The sequence below is a fragment of the Pseudoalteromonas sp. S1650 genome (assembly GCF_005887195.1).
In the GTDB taxonomy this organism is placed as follows: Bacteria; Pseudomonadota; Gammaproteobacteria; order Enterobacterales; family Alteromonadaceae; genus Pseudoalteromonas; species Pseudoalteromonas simplex.
The window spans coordinates 15,836-32,726 of the sequence record NZ_PNDF01000014.1; the positions used below are offsets into that span (position 1 = coordinate 15,836).

General features: G+C 40.1%; 18 protein-coding genes. 9 read left to right on the forward strand and 9 right to left on the reverse strand.

Annotated features, from left to right (window positions below; genetic code table 11):
* Window positions 1–4: 4 nt before the first annotated feature.
* Complete coding sequence (locus CWB80_RS03975) at window positions 5–1,948, reverse strand: LTA synthase family protein (RefSeq protein WP_138600016.1); 1,944 nt, start codon at window positions 1,946–1,948, stop codon at window positions 5–7.
* 175 nt (window positions 1,949–2,123) lie between these two features.
* On the opposite strand from CWB80_RS03975, the gene CWB80_RS03980 reads away from it, so the two are divergent.
* From CWB80_RS03980 to CWB80_RS03995, 4 genes are all read left to right on the forward strand, one after another.
* Complete coding sequence (locus tag CWB80_RS03980; RefSeq protein WP_138600015.1) at window positions 2,124–2,798, forward strand: response regulator transcription factor; 675 nt, start codon at window positions 2,124–2,126, stop codon at window positions 2,796–2,798.
* Entirely contained in the window at window positions 2,798–4,207 is a 1,410-nt protein-coding gene (locus CWB80_RS03985) for a sensor histidine kinase (RefSeq protein ID WP_138600014.1), read from the forward strand. Before CWB80_RS03980 ends, CWB80_RS03985 begins: the two co-directional genes overlap by 1 nt.
* 75 nt (window positions 4,208–4,282) lie before the next feature.
* The gene (locus CWB80_RS03990) at window positions 4,283–4,471 is read left to right on the forward strand and encodes a DUF3185 family protein (RefSeq protein ID WP_054553751.1); all 189 of its coding nucleotides are present in this window, start codon (window positions 4,283–4,285) and stop codon (window positions 4,469–4,471) included.
* Window positions 4,472–4,537: 66 nt separating this feature from the next.
* Entirely contained in the window at window positions 4,538–6,712 is a 2,175-nt protein-coding gene (locus tag CWB80_RS03995) for an exonuclease domain-containing protein (protein WP_138600013.1), read from the forward strand.
* A gap of 26 nt (window positions 6,713–6,738) precedes the next feature.
* Here CWB80_RS03995 and queC read toward each other — a convergent pair whose 3' ends face one another.
* A complete protein-coding gene (queC, locus tag CWB80_RS04000) occupies window positions 6,739–7,419 on the reverse strand; it encodes a 7-cyano-7-deazaguanine synthase QueC (protein ID WP_283235031.1) in 681 nt (226 codons plus the stop codon).
* A gap of 121 nt (window positions 7,420–7,540) precedes the next feature.
* On the opposite strand from queC, the gene queE reads away from it, so the two are divergent.
* Complete coding sequence (queE, locus tag CWB80_RS04005) at window positions 7,541–8,206, forward strand: 7-carboxy-7-deazaguanine synthase QueE (protein ID WP_054553748.1); 666 nt, start codon at window positions 7,541–7,543, stop codon at window positions 8,204–8,206.
* 128 nt (window positions 8,207–8,334) lie between these two features.
* Here queE and bcp read toward each other — a convergent pair whose 3' ends face one another.
* Window positions 8,335–8,814 carry a thioredoxin-dependent thiol peroxidase gene (gene bcp, locus CWB80_RS04010; protein WP_138600011.1) on the reverse strand — a complete coding sequence of 160 codons (480 nt, stop codon included), beginning with the start codon at window positions 8,812–8,814 and terminating at the stop codon, window positions 8,335–8,337.
* A 10-nt stretch (window positions 8,815–8,824) separates the two neighbouring features.
* On the reverse strand, window positions 8,825–9,358 hold the full coding sequence (locus tag CWB80_RS04015) for a glycine cleavage system transcriptional repressor (RefSeq protein WP_054553746.1): 534 nt from the start codon (window positions 9,356–9,358) through the stop codon (window positions 8,825–8,827).
* 368 nt (window positions 9,359–9,726) lie between these two features.
* On the opposite strand from CWB80_RS04015, the gene bamC reads away from it, so the two are divergent.
* Both bamC and CWB80_RS04030 read left to right on the forward strand, forming a co-directional pair.
* Window positions 9,727–10,788 carry an NlpB/DapX family lipoprotein gene (gene bamC, locus CWB80_RS04025; RefSeq protein ID WP_054553745.1) on the forward strand — a complete coding sequence of 354 codons (1,062 nt, stop codon included), beginning with the start codon at window positions 9,727–9,729 and terminating at the stop codon, window positions 10,786–10,788.
* A 71-nt stretch (window positions 10,789–10,859) separates the two neighbouring features.
* A complete protein-coding gene (locus CWB80_RS04030; protein WP_138600010.1) occupies window positions 10,860–12,227 on the forward strand; it encodes a YjiH family protein in 1,368 nt (455 codons plus the stop codon).
* Window positions 12,228–12,260: 33 nt separating this feature from the next.
* On the opposite strand, the gene CWB80_RS04035 is transcribed toward CWB80_RS04030, so the two are convergent.
* Window positions 12,261–12,407 carry a DUF2897 family protein gene (locus tag CWB80_RS04035; protein WP_082389286.1) on the reverse strand — a complete coding sequence of 49 codons (147 nt, stop codon included), beginning with the start codon at window positions 12,405–12,407 and terminating at the stop codon, window positions 12,261–12,263.
* A 39-nt stretch (window positions 12,408–12,446) separates the two neighbouring features.
* The gene (locus CWB80_RS04040; RefSeq protein WP_138600009.1) at window positions 12,447–12,983 is read right to left on the reverse strand and encodes an acyloxyacyl hydrolase; all 537 of its coding nucleotides are present in this window, start codon (window positions 12,981–12,983) and stop codon (window positions 12,447–12,449) included.
* A gap of 234 nt (window positions 12,984–13,217) precedes the next feature.
* Between CWB80_RS04040 and CWB80_RS04045 the strand changes: the two genes are divergently transcribed.
* Together CWB80_RS04045 and CWB80_RS04050 are read left to right on the forward strand one after the other, a co-directional pair.
* Entirely contained in the window at window positions 13,218–13,811 is a 594-nt protein-coding gene (locus CWB80_RS04045) for an MlaC/ttg2D family ABC transporter substrate-binding protein (RefSeq protein WP_138600008.1), read from the forward strand.
* A gap of 300 nt (window positions 13,812–14,111) precedes the next feature.
* A complete protein-coding gene (locus CWB80_RS04050; protein WP_138600007.1) occupies window positions 14,112–15,449 on the forward strand; it encodes an ankyrin repeat domain-containing protein in 1,338 nt (445 codons plus the stop codon).
* Between the two features lie 84 nt (window positions 15,450–15,533).
* Here CWB80_RS04050 and CWB80_RS04055 read toward each other — a convergent pair whose 3' ends face one another.
* The 3 genes from CWB80_RS04055 to arsC are packed head-to-tail and all read right to left on the reverse strand — an operon-like array spanning window position 15,534 to window position 16,887.
* Window positions 15,534–15,989, reverse strand: coding sequence for a DUF2069 domain-containing protein (locus CWB80_RS04055; RefSeq protein WP_138600006.1), 456 nt, complete (start codon window positions 15,987–15,989; stop codon window positions 15,534–15,536).
* Window positions 15,986–16,540 (reverse strand): NAD(P)H:quinone oxidoreductase, encoded by a 555-nt coding sequence (gene wrbA, locus CWB80_RS04060; RefSeq protein WP_138600005.1) that lies wholly within the window; start codon window positions 16,538–16,540, stop codon window positions 15,986–15,988. The genes CWB80_RS04055 and wrbA overlap by 4 nt, the downstream gene beginning before the upstream one ends.
* The gene (gene arsC / locus CWB80_RS04065; RefSeq protein WP_054563602.1) at window positions 16,540–16,887 is read right to left on the reverse strand and encodes an arsenate reductase (glutaredoxin); all 348 of its coding nucleotides are present in this window, start codon (window positions 16,885–16,887) and stop codon (window positions 16,540–16,542) included. Before arsC ends, wrbA begins: the two co-directional genes overlap by 1 nt.
* Window positions 16,888–16,891: the final 4 nt, after the last annotated feature.

Consider the following 16,891-nt stretch of genomic DNA (forward strand, 5'->3'; position numbering starts at 1 on the left):
ATCGCTACGATTTATTTGGTAAGCGATACAACTGTTCGGTATAAGCTAAATTGCTAAATAAGACGTGCGCTAAGGCTTTTTTGGCAAGCCCAACGCTGCTACCTGTGTTATCGATGGCAACTTGGGTTTTACTTGTAAGGTCATAGCGCCAATAGCTCACTTTTTGGTTTGGCATCAGGATCACGGCTTGACCATTTTCTACGTAAGCAAAGTTGTCGTAGTACTGCATCATGGCGCGCTCTACAGGGTATTGTTTCGTTAAATCATAACCAAGCATAGGGGTTGCTTGCTCAACGCCTAATAACGACAACAAAGTAACAGGTAAATCAATTTGGCTGACTAAGCGAGTATCGCGCTTTGCATCCATATCACTATTTAGGATCACAGCAGGGATATGGAATGATTTAAGCGGCACAGGCTCTGAACCAAACACGCGCACATCATGATCTGCAACCACTAAAAAGACGGTGTCTTGCCAGTAATCTTGCGTTTTTGCTTTTGCGATGAATTTACCGAGTGCATAGTCAGCATATTTGATTGCTAGGTCGCGTTTGTAGTTTTCTGGGTCGTGGCCTTCAGGCAGTGTTACTTTACTCTCTGGAATATCGAATGGGTCGTGGTTACTTGACGTAAACACAAGGCTGAAAAATGGTTTGCTTGATTTATTTAGCTCACTTAGCTCTATATCAGCTTGATTGAACAAGTCTTCGTCGCTTGCTCCCCAAGATGAGATAAACTCTGGGCTTTGCATGTCATTAATATCGACAATATCGCTAAAGCCATTCCCTAAGAAAAAGCTTTTCATATTATCGAAATGACTTTCACCGCCATAAATAAACTGGGTGGTATAGCCGGTGCGGCTTAATACATCAGCAAGAGAGAAAAAGTTACGCTGAGATTTAGAAAGTTTGACCACCGAGCGCGAAGGAGACGGGGTAAACCCGGTTGTTACCGCTTCAATCCCTCGAACAGAGCGTGTGCCAGTGGCATATAAGTTATCAAACCCCCAGCCTTGTTGATAAAGCTTATCTAGTTCAGGAGTCACTCCAATGCCACCTAGTTCACCAACAAAGCGTGCGCCTAAGCTTTCTTCTAAAATGATCACTAAATTCTTTTGCTTGCCTGTGTTAAAAGGTGTGTTGTTGGCAAGGGTAGGGATACTCTCAGTGATAAACTGCTGTTTATAGGCTGCTTGCTTTACTGTTTGTAAAATCTCATCACGTGGCATAGTACCGTATAAACTACTGGCATTTTTTTCATTGCCCATATTCTTAATAGCAAAGGCGACACTGTAAGTTGAATTAAGGGCTAAGGAGTTAACTAGTGAGTCACTTGAAAAGTACACTAATGCAGGGTTTAACGGGCGATGGCTTACTGTGCCCCTTGCGCTAATTAAGCAAACTAATAAAGTGGTAACCAGTATCACCACTTGGCCAACCGTTTTAGCATTTTGCTGTTTGCTAAATGCTGTATTTATATAACGGTACGCAAAGACACAGCTAAGCGTTGCAATAATTAAAGTGCTTATCATGGCAAACAGGTGGCCATGTAATAGCATAGAAAAGACTTCTTGAGGGTAGTCTAGGTATTCAACAAATAAACGATTTGGTCGTACATCGTATTGGGTAATAAACGCGGGAGTCGAAGCCTCTACAACCACGATTAAAGTCACAACTATGCTGCTATAAAGAGTAAAAACATGCTGAAAAAAAGCGGTTTTTCTGCGCACAAGCAGATCAGCGAGTAACATCAAAACAGCCAAGGCTGACAAGTAGCCTAAACTACTTAAGTCGACTCTTAAGCCGCCAAATAAAACGGCAAGGCAATCGCCATCAGCTAACCTTTGGTGTTGCCATACAAGCAAGGCTATTCTCGACAGTATAAAAACTGACATTAAAATTAATGAAAAACGGAACAAAGGTTTTAAAACAGAGAGTTTTGCTGTCATAGTCGTACTTACTTAATCGAAACTACGGCAATACTAGGAGTCGAAACTTAAGAAACCCTGATGGTAATCTTAATATTTTCTAAACTAGAAAAACTTCAGTAAATCTTAAGTGAACCTTAAGATTAAAAGCGTAACCTGATGACGCTAAAGCGGTTTTTACCTAAATGAGTAACTTATGAAATTGTTGATTATAGAAGACTCGGTGTCATTAAGACGTAGTCTACGAATTGGCCTTGAGAACCTAGGTTTTACTATTGATGAAACCGGCGATGGTGCTGAAGGTTTGAGTATGGCAATGACAGGTGAGTACGAATTAATCATACTCGATATTATGTTACCCAGTATTGATGGTATTACGTTATTACAAACCATAAGAGCAAAACAGCTTGATGTGCGTGTGCTAATTTTATCTGCCAAGCAAGAACCAGAAGACAGAGTGAAAGGGTTACTCACCGGGGCCGATGATTACCTGACCAAGCCATTTTCGTTTGATGAGCTGCACGCAAGGTTATTAAATTTAATGCGTCGCGGCGGCCTGAAAACAATCAGTGATGTGATCCGCATCGATAACTTGGCTTTAAATTTACAATTAAAACTCTTGCAAGTTGATGAAACTGTAATCGATTTAACCCCCAACGAATATAAAATAGTCGAGTGTTTGTTTAGTAACCAAAATAAAGTGATCACTGCTGAAAAGTTAAGTACTTATATTGCAGGGCAATATGACCTAGTTTCAAAAAACTCTATTGAAGCGCATTTATCCTCAGCGCGTAAAAAGGTGAGGGCAGCAGGTAGTGAACTACCTATTCAAACTAAGCGTGGTTTTGGTTATATCATTCAAGGAAAATAATGAAGTCAATTCGCAGTAGGTTAGTAACCACATTATCGATTACTATAACGGGGCTAGTGCTGAGTATTTTAGTTGCTACTGATATCGCCGTTGATAGTTGGATTGATAACGAATTTAATCGTGGTATGAAATCCAAAGCCGGTATGCTTATGTCATTGATTGATATTGACGAAGAAGGAATTGATTTTGATTTTTCAGGGCTGTTTATGCCTGAGTTTTCTGGAAATACAGAAACTGAGTATTTTCAACTTTGGTCGCAGTCTGGCGTGTTCGCGCGTTCAGAAAGTTTGGATCTTTTCTCACAAAAGAGCTTACCTTTAGAAAAAATTAAACTGGGCGAGACAAAAATCATCAATATCGAGTTACCTGATGGTCGAAATGGCCGGGTTATTTATACTCGCTTTATACCGCCTTTAGACCTAGATGATGATGAAGACCTCACTGAAGGTGTTAACACCTCTTTGCAACAACCCATCACGTTAGCTTATGCGGCTTCATCAGAAGAAGTTGATTTTGTTTTATGGCTAATCGACGTTATTTTTGTTGTTTCTACTGTGTCGGTAATTGTATTCATTCGTCTATTTGTGCGTAAATCAGTCGACAGTTCTCTAGCGCCGCTGAATAAACTAAACCGGGATATTAGCCAACTGAGTATTGCTGATAAAAATGCTGTAATCGCAATAGAAGAACCTGTCAAAGAGTTGCAACCCATTGTTGATAGCTTAAATGCTTTTATCCAAGAAAACCGCCAGCTTTATTTTCGAGAAAAACGCTTAACCTCAGATATTGCTCATGAGTTAAAAACGCCGATTGCTGAGCTTATAAATATGGCTGAAGTGGCCATTCGTTTTCCAAATGAAAAAGAGCTTGAGGAAGACTTCAAACCCGAAGTGCTAAAAATTAGCCAGCGCTTAAAGAGTATTGTGTCGAACTTATTACTACTGCATAAGTACAGTGATGAAGCACTCCCAAAGCAAGATGCATGTGATTTAAATCAGGTTATTTTGCGCACCTTAGAAAAGTGTGATTTAGAGCGGGTTAAGTTTGAGTTTCAAGATGATATTCCTGCCGTTGTCAGTAACTTATTTGCCCTTGAATCAATTATCACCAATCTTGTAAATAACGCAAAACAATACAGCCCCGATGAGAGCATCGTGACTGTAAGCACGCTATTGAGTAAAGATGATAAGTTGTATCTCTCTGTTACAAATGAATTAAAAGTCCCATTAACAGAAGACGATTTGAGCCAGTTATTTGATCCACTCTGGCAAAAAGACAGTGCCAGAACCTCTAATGATAACTTTGGGTTAGGCTTATCTATTGCCAAATCGTTAAGTAAAGCAATTGATGCTGAACTTCAGGTGTCGTTAAGTGGGCAAAACATAACCTTTAGTTTGATTATTTCTTAAGGCTTTGCAGGCGTTTAATATGTGTGCAACACTGAGGTTATCAAAAAGAAATTAATAACAATAAGGAACAACACGATGGGAAAAATTATAGGTATTGCTTTAATCGTTATTGGTGTGGCGCTAGCCGTATGGGGATATAACGTTTATGATTCTGCAAGTGCGCAAATTAGCCGTACTTTTAGTGGTGATACACCAATTGAAGCTTGGCTCGGTATGGTCGGGGGCGCAATTTGCGCAATTGTGGGTATTTTAAAAGTTAAATAACCGCAAACATTGAAATCAATTAGCTAATACCTGATACTGTTTTTATATACAGTATCGGGTTTGGCTATGAAAACACAATTACCAGCAAAATATTATTTAAGTCACTTCTTTGAGCTTGCTGAATTTATTCAATCTCAGTGCAAGCATCTGCTTCTAGCAGAGCAGCAGTTATTTCTTGAAAAACTCCTTCAGCTTGATGAGCAAAGCTTATGTACTTTGCTACGTATATATTCTCGAAAGCCAAAAATCGTTGCGTTGTCATCTTTAAATTATGAAGAGATCCCCAACCTGCACGGTGCTATTTTTAAGCTAAAACAGCAAGGGCTGGTGGCACATCCTAGTAGTGACGAATTAGATCTATTGCTTGAGCATTTAACCAAGCCAACCCTGTTAACCTTATTAGCAAATGATGAGTTAATGGCGACTAAACCTGATTACAAAAAGTCAGCCAGTAAACAGCGCTTGACCCAACTGTGTAAAGAGCATATTGATCGCAACCACAGTGAATTAGAGGCGTTGTTTAGTCAGTTCGTGGTCAATAGCCGTTGCCAGTATTATGAATACTTTGAGTTTTTACATAGCGGCCGACTAAGTGGCGGCGATATCAATCATCAAAATCGTTTTGTGATGCGTGATTTAGGGATTGCAAAAGTGCGAGCTGATGTGAGTGAGAGCATCTCTCGTTTTCAAACGCTAGCCGAAGCACAAACGCATTATCAATTAAATAAGCTGCGAATGCAGTTCAAAGAAAGTGACTCAGAATCACAGTATCAAAATTTAGCCCAAGCGCTTTTAGCCATTAGCTGTGAAGATGAATTAGCCCAGAGTATCAAAAACAAGTTATTGATCCGTTTGTATAAGCAGCTTAAAGAGCATGACTTAGCATTTGCATTTGAATTACTTGAGCACTGTGAAGGCAGTAGTGAAGCGCAAGAGCTGGCAATTCGTCAGCGTTACAAACAAGGTGATAAAAATTGGGTTGAACAAAAGCTTGAGCAAGTTATTCAAGACCCGCTTGATGATGGCATTTTATATTTTGCAGAGGACTTTTTACAGCGTAAATATAATAAGCAACAACGCTCACGCCTAACACAAATGCTCATCGATACCGAGCATCAATTAGAGGTTGATGATATTTACCGTGGCGATGTAGAGCAAGGAGTGTGTGAGCATTATCAACAGCTGGGTAATACGGTTTTTTTTACCGAGAATAATCTTTGGTTGAGCTTCTTTACCTTAACGTTTTGGCAAGAGCTCTTTATAGAGACTCCGCACCCGCCGTGTAATGAATTTGATCTTTATCCAAAGGTGTTGCTGGCTGATTGTTTTTACACAGCGCAACAAACACAAATTGAGCAAAAGCTTGCCAAATTCACTAGTAATGAAGCCTTATATAAATATGTTTGCAAAAACGTAGGGCAGTTTTATGAAGCCCCCAATAGCGTGTTTGTGTGGCACAGCGACATGTTAGAGCCGCTAGAGGTATTAATAAAACACAGCCCGCTTGCAAATTTAAAAGCGCATTTACTACAAATGACAAAAACCTTTAAGCAGCTCAAAGATGGCTACCCAGACTTGATGGTGTTAAAGGGGGATACACTCACCTTTGAAGAAGTGAAAGCCCCTGGCGACAAATTAAGACGCAACCAACTTGTCAGTATTGAGGTGTTAAAACAACAAGGCTTTGCAGTAAATATCGTTGCGGTAAATTGGTTTAATGATCCGAATCGTATTTACAGTGTGGTGGATATAGAAACCACCGGCGGCGTACAAGGTAATAATAAAATTACCGAAATAGCGGTTGTGCAGTTACAAGCGGGTGAAGTAATCAATCAATGGGCGAGTTTAATCAATCCTGAGCGCAGTATTCCTGCTTTTATCACCAAGTTAACGGGGATAAACGCTGCTATGGTTCGTGATGCGCCACGCTTTGAAGAGATTGCCGATACACTGCGCTCACTATTAAAAGGCAGTGTATTTGTTGCTCATAATGTGAATTTTGACTTCGGCTTTATTCGCAAAGAATATGGTGCACTTGGGCAAGGCTTTAAAATGCCAAAGCTATGTACTGTAGTTGAATCACGAAAGGCATTTCCAAAGCTTAAGTCATATTCGCTTGGTAACTTAGCGGCACATTTTGAATTGAATTTAACGAATCACCATAGAGCGTTAGCTGATGCAACTGCCACAGCAGAGTTGTTAAATCTGATTCAACAAACACAATCAAAAAAGGCGAGTTAAACTCGCCTTTTCACTTAGCTATGTCGTTATTCGTATTCGATAGGGTCGGTAACCTTGTTTAATGCAAAGGCTTCTAAGCGCTCTTGGCAAGCACCACATTTACCACAGGCCTTGTCGCGGCCGTTGTAACAGGTCCACGTTTGGCTGTAGTCAAGACCCATTTTTAAACCGTCTGTCAAAATGTCGATTTTGGTATTGTTTAAGTATGGGCTGAAAATTTCAACAGCGTCGTAGTTGGCAATACGGCAAACATCATCCATTTTTTGTACGAACTCAGGGCGACAGTCTGGATAAATTGCATGATCGCCTGAGTGGGCACCGTAATAAACTTTACTAGCCTTTAAAGACACCGCATAACCCACAGCCAGTGAGAGTAAAATCATATTGCGGTTAGGCACAATTGTGCTCTTCATGCTTTCTTCTTCGTAGTGACCTTCTGGTACTTCGATATCATCAGTTAGTGATGAGCCACCAATCAATTGGTTGATCGCTGAAATATCAACAATCTTGTGAGAAACACCTAACTTTTCACATACTTGAGCAGCTACTTTAAGCTCTTTAACATGACGCTGGCCGTAGTCGAAAGACAGGGCATACACTTCGTGGCCTTGTTGCAGGGCTTTATTTAATACGGTAAATGAGTCCATACCGCCGGAATAAATCACAACTACTTTTTGCGTCATATCTGTTTTGCTCTTACTTTTGATAGAGGTTTACTTCAGGGCGCGATATACTACACGGCTCGGGCCTAAATAACAATTTTTGCGCGTGTTTTTGGTTTTTTGATGGTATGTATTTTATACCGTTGCGTCGTAAGTGAGATGTCTTTTGTACAAAATTAACGAAGTGTTTGAAACAATTCAAGGTGAAGCGAGTTTTACGGGTACACCTTCAATCTTTTTACGTTTACAAGGCTGCCCTGTGGGTTGTGCTTGGTGTGATACAAAACAAACATGGGACGTTGATAATGTGTATAAAGTGTCACTTGATGACACCGTTGAGAAAAAAGCAGACTCAGATCATTGGGCAGAAGCAACAGCGGAGCAAGTGTTAGCGCTATTTAAAAAACGTGGCTACAACGCAAAACATGTGGTGATCACCGGTGGTGAGCCTTGCATGTACGACTTAAATCCAGTGTGTGAATTATTACATGCAAATGGCTATTCGACTCAAATTGAAACCAGCGGTACATTTGAGATTTTAGTCCCTGAGCAGACATGGGTGACTGTATCACCAAAAATTAATATGCGTGGTGGCTATAAAGTATTACGCAGTGCAATGCAGCGCGCTGATGAGATTAAACACCCAGTGGCAATGCAAAAGCATGTGGAAGAGCTCGAAGATTTATTCTTAAAAACAGGTGTGAATCCACGTTTAGTGTATCTACAACCAATTAGCCAAAAGATCTCAGCAACTAAACTTGCTATTGAAACCTGTATTGCAAAGAACTGGCGTTTATCGGTTCAAGTACATAAATATTTAGGAATTAGCTAGGGTTTAGCCGTCAGCCGTCTGATCTGACCCCGATAAAGTAGACACGGGGTTTAATCTTTCTAGTTAAAAACAAAAAAGCGTTGCACCATGGCAACGCTTTTATACTATGTTCTTGTAACTCGTAACTATCAATTCTGCGCTAAATAGTCCAACACCACCTGATGATGGTCTTTGGTTTTGAACTTATCAAACACATGTTTGATTTTACCGTCTTGGCCTACAAGGAAGCTAATACGATGAATTCCTTCGTATTCTTTACCCATAAACTTCTTGTAACCCCAAATACCAAAGGCATCAGCAATCGCGTGATCTTCGTCGGCTAATAAATCAAAGTTAAGCTCTTTTTTGGTTTCAAAATTCTTTAAACGCTTGATTGGATCAGGGCTGATACCTACAACACGTGTATTTAATTTAGCTAGCTCAGCTTTTTCATTACGTAAGTTTTCTGCTTGCACAGTGCAACCTGGTGTTGATGCTTTAGGGTAGAAATAAACCAGTACTTGCTGCTCTTTTAAAAGATCAGCGAGTACGATAGTTTCGTCATTTTGATTTTGTAAACTAAAAGCTGGGGCTGTGTCGCCTGCTTGTAATGGATTAATTGTTTTCATGCTTTGCTCCTTAGCGAATGCGTCTGAAAATATAATCTACGTTCAAACTACGAGAAAGATCTTCAAAGCTCACTTTAAAGTTATCAATATCGACTTCAACAGGAATATTAAACTCAAGTTCACAGCGCATTTTAAGCTCGTCATCTTCATCATAAGTGTCCGATTTAAGAGAACAAATGCTGATGTTGTTATCAGCAAAAAAGCGCGTAACTTTACTTAATGTTCCTGGTGTATCAATACCTGTGTATTCGAGGGTGTAACCGGCACAAAATTCACATGCAACATGACTTGCAGTGCGTTTCATCATGGTTAAAAGGCCTAGTTCCATTCCTTTAGTTGGCAAAGTATGTTCAATGCGGCTAATTGCCGACATATCACCTGCTAGTAGCATGATAAAGGTGAACTCGTTGCCCAAAATAGCAATGCGACTGTCAATTATATTGCAATGGCAATCACTCACTAACTGAGTTAATTCGCTGACGATACCGGGTCTATCTTCGCCAATCGCAGTGAGTACTATCTGATGATTTGTAAAAGCAGTCATGGAATTTTAAATACCTAGTAATTAACAATACCAATGGATATAAGCTTGATTAAGCTTTAATTTCACGTGAGTTTAATACCGCACGGCGGCGAAGTTTAACATAATTTGCTTAGTTAACGATAGCGACGATTAATTAAGCCGTGAATAAAGTGCGCTCTTTCTTGTTTTTAGGGGCATCAGAAAGTACCATAGTTAAAATTTTGCAAGGCGATAAGCATTCAAACACGTTACGCTAGCCCAATCTATTCGGGTTTTTTGCATAAAAACAAGAAATGTAAAGTTAAAAGTGATTTTACAGTGAACCAAATCGGTATTACCCACTCATATATTTGTTAAAAGAATTAAGGGTTTGCTAAGGAGAAATATCTGTGCAGTATTGGATCTCAAAGGCGCTTGCTGTAAGCGTAGTGGTAAGTTTAACTGGGTGCGGTGTATTTACCGACGAAGCGCACCACAAACGCAATTATCGTGCTAATCAACCAGTCAAAGCACCTGAAGGTTTAGCGCAACCGGCTCAAGATCCGACATATAAAATGGACGTTGCGCAATACGACAATAACCCTGAAGCGAAAAACTACCGTCCGCCAGCACAGGTTATTACCATTGCTCAAGGTAGTTGGGTAGAAGAGGGTGACAAAGATGCGCGTGTTTATTTTGATAAAAACGACGGTATTGTTGATTTAGACGAGTTTATTTGGGACTCGATCCACGCCGTGTTGAACGAAAAAAATACTTCTGCAATAAAAGAAGATAAGCTTTTAGGAAGTGTTGAAACAGATTGGTACACAATTATAAAACCAGAAGATGGTTGGTTTTGGGAAAGCGAAACCGAAGTATCACAACAACGTTTCTTATTTACTATTGAAGAAAAATCGCACCAACGTACTGCGTCATTAAATGCTAAGTTAGTAGATTATAAAAGCGATAGTCAACCACTTACACCGCTTTTACAGCAACAGTTAGAAGTGCGTGCGTTAAACCAAGTTGTCGCTGAATTTGATTATCGCTATCGTCAACTTGAAGTTGAAATGCGCAAAAAGCAAGGTGTTATCTCGTTAGAGATGGGGTTTGATGACAAAGGGAATGCAGCTTTAGTGACTGAGCAGGACTACTTTGCTGTGTTTGAGCGTTTTTCAGGTTTCTTAGAGCGCTTATCTTTCACTATTGTAGAAATTGACCAAGATCGTGGTTTGATCACGGCTGATTATAAAAAGCCAGAATCAAGCGTATGGGACTCAATTTGGGGTGAAGAGTTAGCTGAGCTACCAATTGAAGATGGCCAATATCAAATTCTTGTTAGTCGCACTAAAGAAGGTGGCACAAGCTTAACGTGGATGGATTCTGCAGGCACAATTCTTGAGCCAGGAACAATGAATGATCTCCAGCAAGCATTAGAGAATGCACTGCGTCAGCGCGGTATTAATATTTAATAATTATAATAGTTAAAACCACCACAAAAAGAGCTTAGCCGCTCTTTTTGTGGTTTTTACAGGTTGAAAATATGTCTAACTTAAACACAGCCCATCGCAGTGACTTGCGAACCTTGTTTACCTTTTTCGTTCCCTCACTTATAGGTGTCTTCTTGTTTATGACGCCGGTACCCATAGGTGAGGCAATGACCATTCCGATTGCTGTTATGGCAAAAGCTGTGCAGGCGTGGATAGCTCCTTTCGCGCTTGGTTTAATTACGAGCATTGTTTGCATTACCGGTATTTTATCTTTAGTGATAAAGTTGTTTAAACCCCAGCCATTACTTAAGTTCTTTATAATTAAACATTTATTTGATGTTAGTTGGTTGTGGTTGAGTGTTCGTTTATTAGGCATGGTTTTTATCGTTTTGACCTACACAAAACAAGGGCCTGAAATGATTATTTCCGGTAATACCGGTGCACTGGTTTTAAACGACTTGTTGCCTGTGTTGTTTTCTGTGTTTGTTTTAGCGGGCTTACTATTACCGTTATTATTAAACTTCGGCTTGTTAGAGCTAGTCGGTACCTTATTAACTAAAGTGATGCGTCCACTTTTTGGTGTGCCAGGTCGCAGTGCGGTTAACTGTGTAGCATCTTGGTTAGGTGATGGTAGTGTGGGTATTTTGATGACCGCTCGTCAGTATGAAGATAAACATTATACACAACGCGAAGCTGCCATTATTGGTACTACTTTCTCTGCAGTATCAATCACCTTTTGTTTAGTTGTTATTGGCCAAGTAAAGCTTGAACACTTGTTTGCACCGTTTTATTTAACAGTGTGTTTGGCGGGTTTTGTTGCGGCATTAATTGTGCCTCGCTTACCACCATTACGCTTCAAAAAAGACCTATATTTTGATGGCTCAGAGCCTGATAAAGACGCAGAATCAGTGCCTGAAGGTAAAACATTAGTCTCTCATTCACTTGATGTGGCGCTTGCCAAAGCACGCACTGCACCGGGTTTTGCTGGTACAGTGAAAGAAGGTCTACATAACGCCTTTGATATGGTATTCGCTGTGTTACCTGTCGTTATGGCTGTGGGCACATTTGCCTTGATTATTGCTGAATATACGCCAATTTTTGAATATATGGGCAAGCCGTTTGTGCCATTTTTAGAGCTATTACAAGTACCTGAAGCTGAGGCCGCAGCACAAACAATTATGGTTGGATTTGCTGATATGTTTATTCCGTCAATTCTTGCAGCGGGTAGTATTGAAAGTGATGTTACACGGTTTATTATCGCAGCAATGAGTGTGACGCAATTGATTTATATGTCGGAAGTGGGAGCACTGCTTTTAGGTAGTAAAATTCCGGTTAATATTATCGAATTGTTCTTCATCTTTATTTTAAGAACTTTAGTGACATTACCGGTGATTGTCTTAATGGCACATTGGTTAGTGTAATCTTAGCTAAAGCATTAAATAGAAAAGCCCTGATTATTCATCAGGGCTTTTCTTATCTTCATTATCATCGCTTTTAGGTACTTTGAAGTCCATTTTTGCTGCATGTTTTAGCAACATAAGGTTACCAATTACTACACCAAACACAGCAACAACAATGGCTATAATTTGCCAAGTTTCCATCTTGAAATCCTGCCGATATACACAGCGATATAGTAGCACTTAAAATCGTCTTGCATAAGACAGTGAAATAAAATCAAGGCCAGGGTTAGGGCTCTTGAAACCCGCATTTGAGTAATGTAAATATCTAAGTGCTAAGCTTGAGTCGTCACCTAAATCTGCAACTAGACCCAATCTATCTTCAAACTGATAGTGAGTACTAACGTTTTTGCCTGCAAAACGGGTGTCGTCCAACAGTGAAACGCCAATCCCAAACTCCACATAAACAGGCATGTTTTTCACATTAAACACAGGGTATTGGATCACCGGAGACATAGCTAACACGATATTAGTTTGATGTTTGTTGTCTTTGCCATACTGCCAAATATTAAAACTAGATTCGAAGTACAAGCGGGCGTGTTGCAAGGGCAACTTTTCATTGGGTACATGGTACTGATAGGCCAGCTTTAGACCTTTTACATCACCTTCACCTTGGATGTAATCAATGGCATAACCATGATTTGAAGCTGAATAACTTGGTGCTGCTAAAAGAGCAGCTGCACTCAAAATAAGTGCTTTTAATGGCTTTTTAAATTTCATTTCGGTACTTCTCATTATGTCGATGAGCAAGTAAATAAGGCGGTGCTAGGGGCTTTTCAATGTGCAAAAAAACACAGAAGCTGTGCACATTCTCATATTTCTTAGCAATTAGCTGAAAACTATGGAAAAAATCGATTGGTGCTTAATTGGCATTAAAACGGTGTCGGATTGTTTCTTTTTTTATGGATTTAATATCGGTATATTAGCGAAAATTTTCGTTGAGAGGTGAATACGATGACCAAACTAGTTAACTCATTTTTGCTAATTGCAGCATTTTTTGCCGCATCTGCTTTTGCCAGTGAAGACCGCTCGCCTAAGCAACTATTAGAATCAGTCACAGCAGATTTATTTGTTGATATCGCAAATGTAAATGCGAAAGGCGATGCAAGCTCAGAAGCAATGGCGAACATTGTAGAAAAACGCTTATTGCCGCACATGGATATTAAGTTTGTATCGTATAAGCTTTTAGGTAAGCACATTAAAGGTCTGCGCCGTGAACAAGCCGTTGATTTTATTGCTGCGGTTGAGCATTACTTAACAGTGACTTATGCCGGCGCGCTAATGAAATACACAGGCCAAAAAGTAATTTTTGATCAATCACAACTCATCGACGATGGTTATGCAACTGTTAAGACACAAATTGTTGATGACAATGCGCCAGCCATTGATTTGCACTTTAAATTACGTCAAGGCAAAGATAAGCAATGGAAAGTATACGATATCGTTGCTGAAGGTATCTCACTGTTAAGCGCAAAGCAAAAAGAAGTGCTGCAGCGCATTAGCCAAGTTGGCATTGATGAAGTGACACACGAATTAGCAAGTAAGTAAGTCAGCTAAAAAGCGCGATTACCTTCACCTCATCGGGCTTTTTAGTTACTTTCAGTCTCCAACCAAGCAGTGAGTACCGTCCATGTGCCGCTGCTTTTCTATTTTCTTTAAAAATCACCTACTTTGCGCTAGCACCTGTAACCCTCTGTGGTAGAATCATACTACTTTTCTTGTTTACCAAAGTATCTATCAGATACTGTGTTATTGGTCGCAATATTAAGCAAACTGTCAGTTAAATTTTGCTATAACTGAGTGCTTAATTAGACATCGAATAATGTGCAGCGGAGTTGTGTTTTTTTAATGGAAAATGTACTGATTTGGCCAAAGGAATACCCGTTACTGATCAAAGGATTAGCTGAGCAAAACGGGGCTTATATTTTAGACGCTTTAGAAGCTTGGCCGGCATGTCGTTCTACTAATGAAGATGACGGTGTGTGTACGACGGTTCTTCCGCCTATTTACTATCTTACATGGTTGACTCCTCTTGAACCGTTTGAAGAGTGTTATTTCCAACACATCTCTGAATTTGATGAAGCTGCGCTGCATTACATTAATGCTATGAAAGCGCACTTTTTAGAAAACGACTACACCCCTGAGAGTCTTGTTTTAATGTTATGCCAGCGCTTAGAGAAATACGCTAGCGCATTTGCTCAATCGGCTGTTAAAACACCTATAACTTTGATTCACCAGTTATTTAATCGTCGCTATTTTACTGTGATAGAACATGTGCTTAATCACGGTGCAAAAATGTCTGCGGACGATGTATTAGAGCTGTGGACCGAAGTTGACTTTAGAGAGCGCTTTAGTGGTTTTATCCCTGATTCAGTGGCTGATCTTGAATCATTAACGGCGCTTGCAGCTGAAAAAGTTGCTCACGGTGAAGATTACTTCACCTTACTAAAACTTGTATCACCTGATGTTGATTCCGCATCGTTACTTGAACAAGCTTTACTTGCTCATTTAAGCCACGAAAATGCAAAACAAACCATGGCAAAGCGTTTTATTGAGCAAGGCGCAACAGGTGCATTAGCTGACGAAAACGGTAAAACAGCCTTTATGTGGGCAACCGAAAAAGGCTATGTGAATGTGGTTGAGACAATACTTGAACATCAAGATAAGAAGGCCCAAGACAACAAAGGGAATACAGCATTACATTACGCCGTATTAGCCGAGAATGGACCTTTACTGGTGTTGCTTTTAAAAGCGGGCTATGACTTTAGAGTTCGTAACAACGATGGTCTAAGTTGCTACCGATTAGCTGTAAGCATTAAAGCAGATAACTTAGTTAAATGCCTTGAGCATGACTTTGGTATTAAAGAGCTTTCGCCAGAAGGGCAGTTTGATCGCGTTAAAAAAGTGCACTTACTCCACGCGATTGTAACTGTGTTACTACCTGTGCAGTTGTTCTTCTTTTTTGACAATAGCATTGCTATTAAAAGTGAGTTAACGCTGGGCTTTACATTAGTTTCTATCTTATGCTTTTTCTTTGCTACAAGTTTAAAACGCTGTGCGCTGTACCCGCATATTCGTCATCCATGGGGGCTGTTTATTTTAAGATTGTTCTCACTATTTAGCTTAATTGGCCAAGTGGGTCTGGCAAGTATTGTCGCGCTAGCCACCTTAGCAGAGTTGGTGTGAACGCATAAAAACTAAATAAAGTGACATAAAAAAACGGCAACCTTGGTTGCCGTTTTTTGTTTTAATTAAGCTAAACGAAAGTGCTTATTTATCGTGCTCATGTGCCGCTTTTTCTTCGGCCAGCTCTTCTTTTAATTTACGTATCTTAAGGCCAAGCTCTTGCCCGCGATGGCGAGCATAATAAGTGCAACCAATAAACATCAGACTGGCAAAGATTAACTCAAGTAATACCCAAATCAGCTGTTCTTGTGCGACCCATAGTAATGTAAAACCATGGATAAAATAGAACATCACGATAAAGTTTGCCCACGCGTAGGTGTAAGGCTTATCTTGAATAATCCCTTTCAGTGGTAATAGAAGAGGGAGTATATAAACAACAAAGATAAAGCCGTTACTGTGGCCTTCTCTTGGGGCAATTAAAAACAACCAAGTTGGCATTAAAACTAATAAGCCGATATAACCAATCAGTGCAAAACGTTGGAATCGTTTTGTAATTGGTTTTTTGGCAACAGGCTGATTTAGCTCAGGTTCCAAGCTCATTTTAATTTACTCGCAATCAGTGCCAAGCGTTTTCCAACGCTTTGGCAAATTTTAATTTCGTCTTTACTTAACACATTGCTGTTATTGCTACCGGCCACATGACTCGCGCCGTACGGCGTACCGCCGGTTTCAGTTGCTAATAACTCAGGTACCTCATAAGGCACACCAAGCAACATCATGCCGTGATGTAACAACGGGAGTGATAGATTCAACAAGGTAGCTTCGTTACCACCGTGCATACTGCTTGATGACGAAAAAACGCAAGCAGGTTTATCTATCAGCTGACCTTTAAGCCACAGATCACTGGTGGTCTCCCAAAAACTCTTAGCTTGTGAGGCCATCATGCCAAATCGAGTAGGGGTGCCAAAGGCTAAGCCATCACAATTAATTAGATCATCTTTACTGATCACAATATCGTGTGGCTGACGTTTAACAAACGTGCGCAATAAGGCAGTAGCACCTTGTTGCTCAATCGACTCGGCTATCTCATGTGCCATTGCTTCTACAGAGCCATGGCTTGAGTGGTATAGCACAACAATGTTTATAGCCATTAAAGTACGCTTAATACGTTTTCTGGTGGACGACCCAGAGCAGCTTTGCCGTTATTTTCAACAATTGGGCGCTCGATTAGTTTTGGATTGGCAGCCATTGCAGCAATTAATTTGTCTTCGTTTTGTTCGTTTTTAAGCTCAAGCTCTTTGTAGATGTCTTCTTTAGTACGCATTAATTCACGCGCTGAAGTAAAGCCCAGTTGGCTAATTAAAGTCGAGATTTGTTGTTCATTAAGCGGTGTCTTTAGGTATTCAACAACGCTTGGTTGTACGTTATTGCTTTCTAATAGGGCAAGTGTTTCACGCGATTTTGAACAACGTGGATTATGATAAATAGTCACAGACATAGTG

Coding starts and splice junctions, on each gene's coding strand:
- CWB80_RS03995 (WP_138600013.1), top strand. CDS start 4,538: ATGAAAACACAATTACCAGCAAAATATTATTTAAGTCACTTCTTTGAG.
- CWB80_RS04040 (WP_138600009.1), bottom strand. CDS start 12,983: ATGAAATTTAAAAAGCCATTAAAAGCACTTATTTTGAGTGCAGCTGCT.
- wrbA (WP_138600005.1), bottom strand. CDS start 16,540: ATGGCTATAAACATTGTTGTGCTATACCACTCAAGCCATGGCTCTGTA.
- CWB80_RS04030 (WP_138600010.1), top strand. CDS start 10,860: ATGTCTAACTTAAACACAGCCCATCGCAGTGACTTGCGAACCTTGTTT.
- CWB80_RS04045 (WP_138600008.1), top strand. CDS start 13,218: ATGACCAAACTAGTTAACTCATTTTTGCTAATTGCAGCATTTTTTGCC.
- CWB80_RS04055 (WP_138600006.1), bottom strand. CDS start 15,989: ATGAGCTTGGAACCTGAGCTAAATCAGCCTGTTGCCAAAAAACCAATT.
- CWB80_RS03985 (WP_138600014.1), top strand. CDS start 2,798: ATGAAGTCAATTCGCAGTAGGTTAGTAACCACATTATCGATTACTATA.
- CWB80_RS03990 (WP_054553751.1), top strand. CDS start 4,283: ATGGGAAAAATTATAGGTATTGCTTTAATCGTTATTGGTGTGGCGCTA.
- arsC (WP_054563602.1), bottom strand. CDS start 16,887: ATGTCTGTGACTATTTATCATAATCCACGTTGTTCAAAATCGCGTGAA.
- CWB80_RS04035 (WP_082389286.1), bottom strand. CDS start 12,407: ATGGAAACTTGGCAAATTATAGCCATTGTTGTTGCTGTGTTTGGTGTA.
- CWB80_RS04015 (WP_054553746.1), bottom strand. CDS start 9,358: ATGACTGCTTTTACAAATCATCAGATAGTACTCACTGCGATTGGCGAA.
- CWB80_RS03975 (WP_138600016.1), bottom strand. CDS start 1,948: ATGACAGCAAAACTCTCTGTTTTAAAACCTTTGTTCCGTTTTTCATTA.
- CWB80_RS04050 (WP_138600007.1), top strand. CDS start 14,112: ATGGAAAATGTACTGATTTGGCCAAAGGAATACCCGTTACTGATCAAA.
- CWB80_RS03980 (WP_138600015.1), top strand. CDS start 2,124: ATGAAATTGTTGATTATAGAAGACTCGGTGTCATTAAGACGTAGTCTA.
- bcp (WP_138600011.1), bottom strand. CDS start 8,814: ATGAAAACAATTAATCCATTACAAGCAGGCGACACAGCCCCAGCTTTT.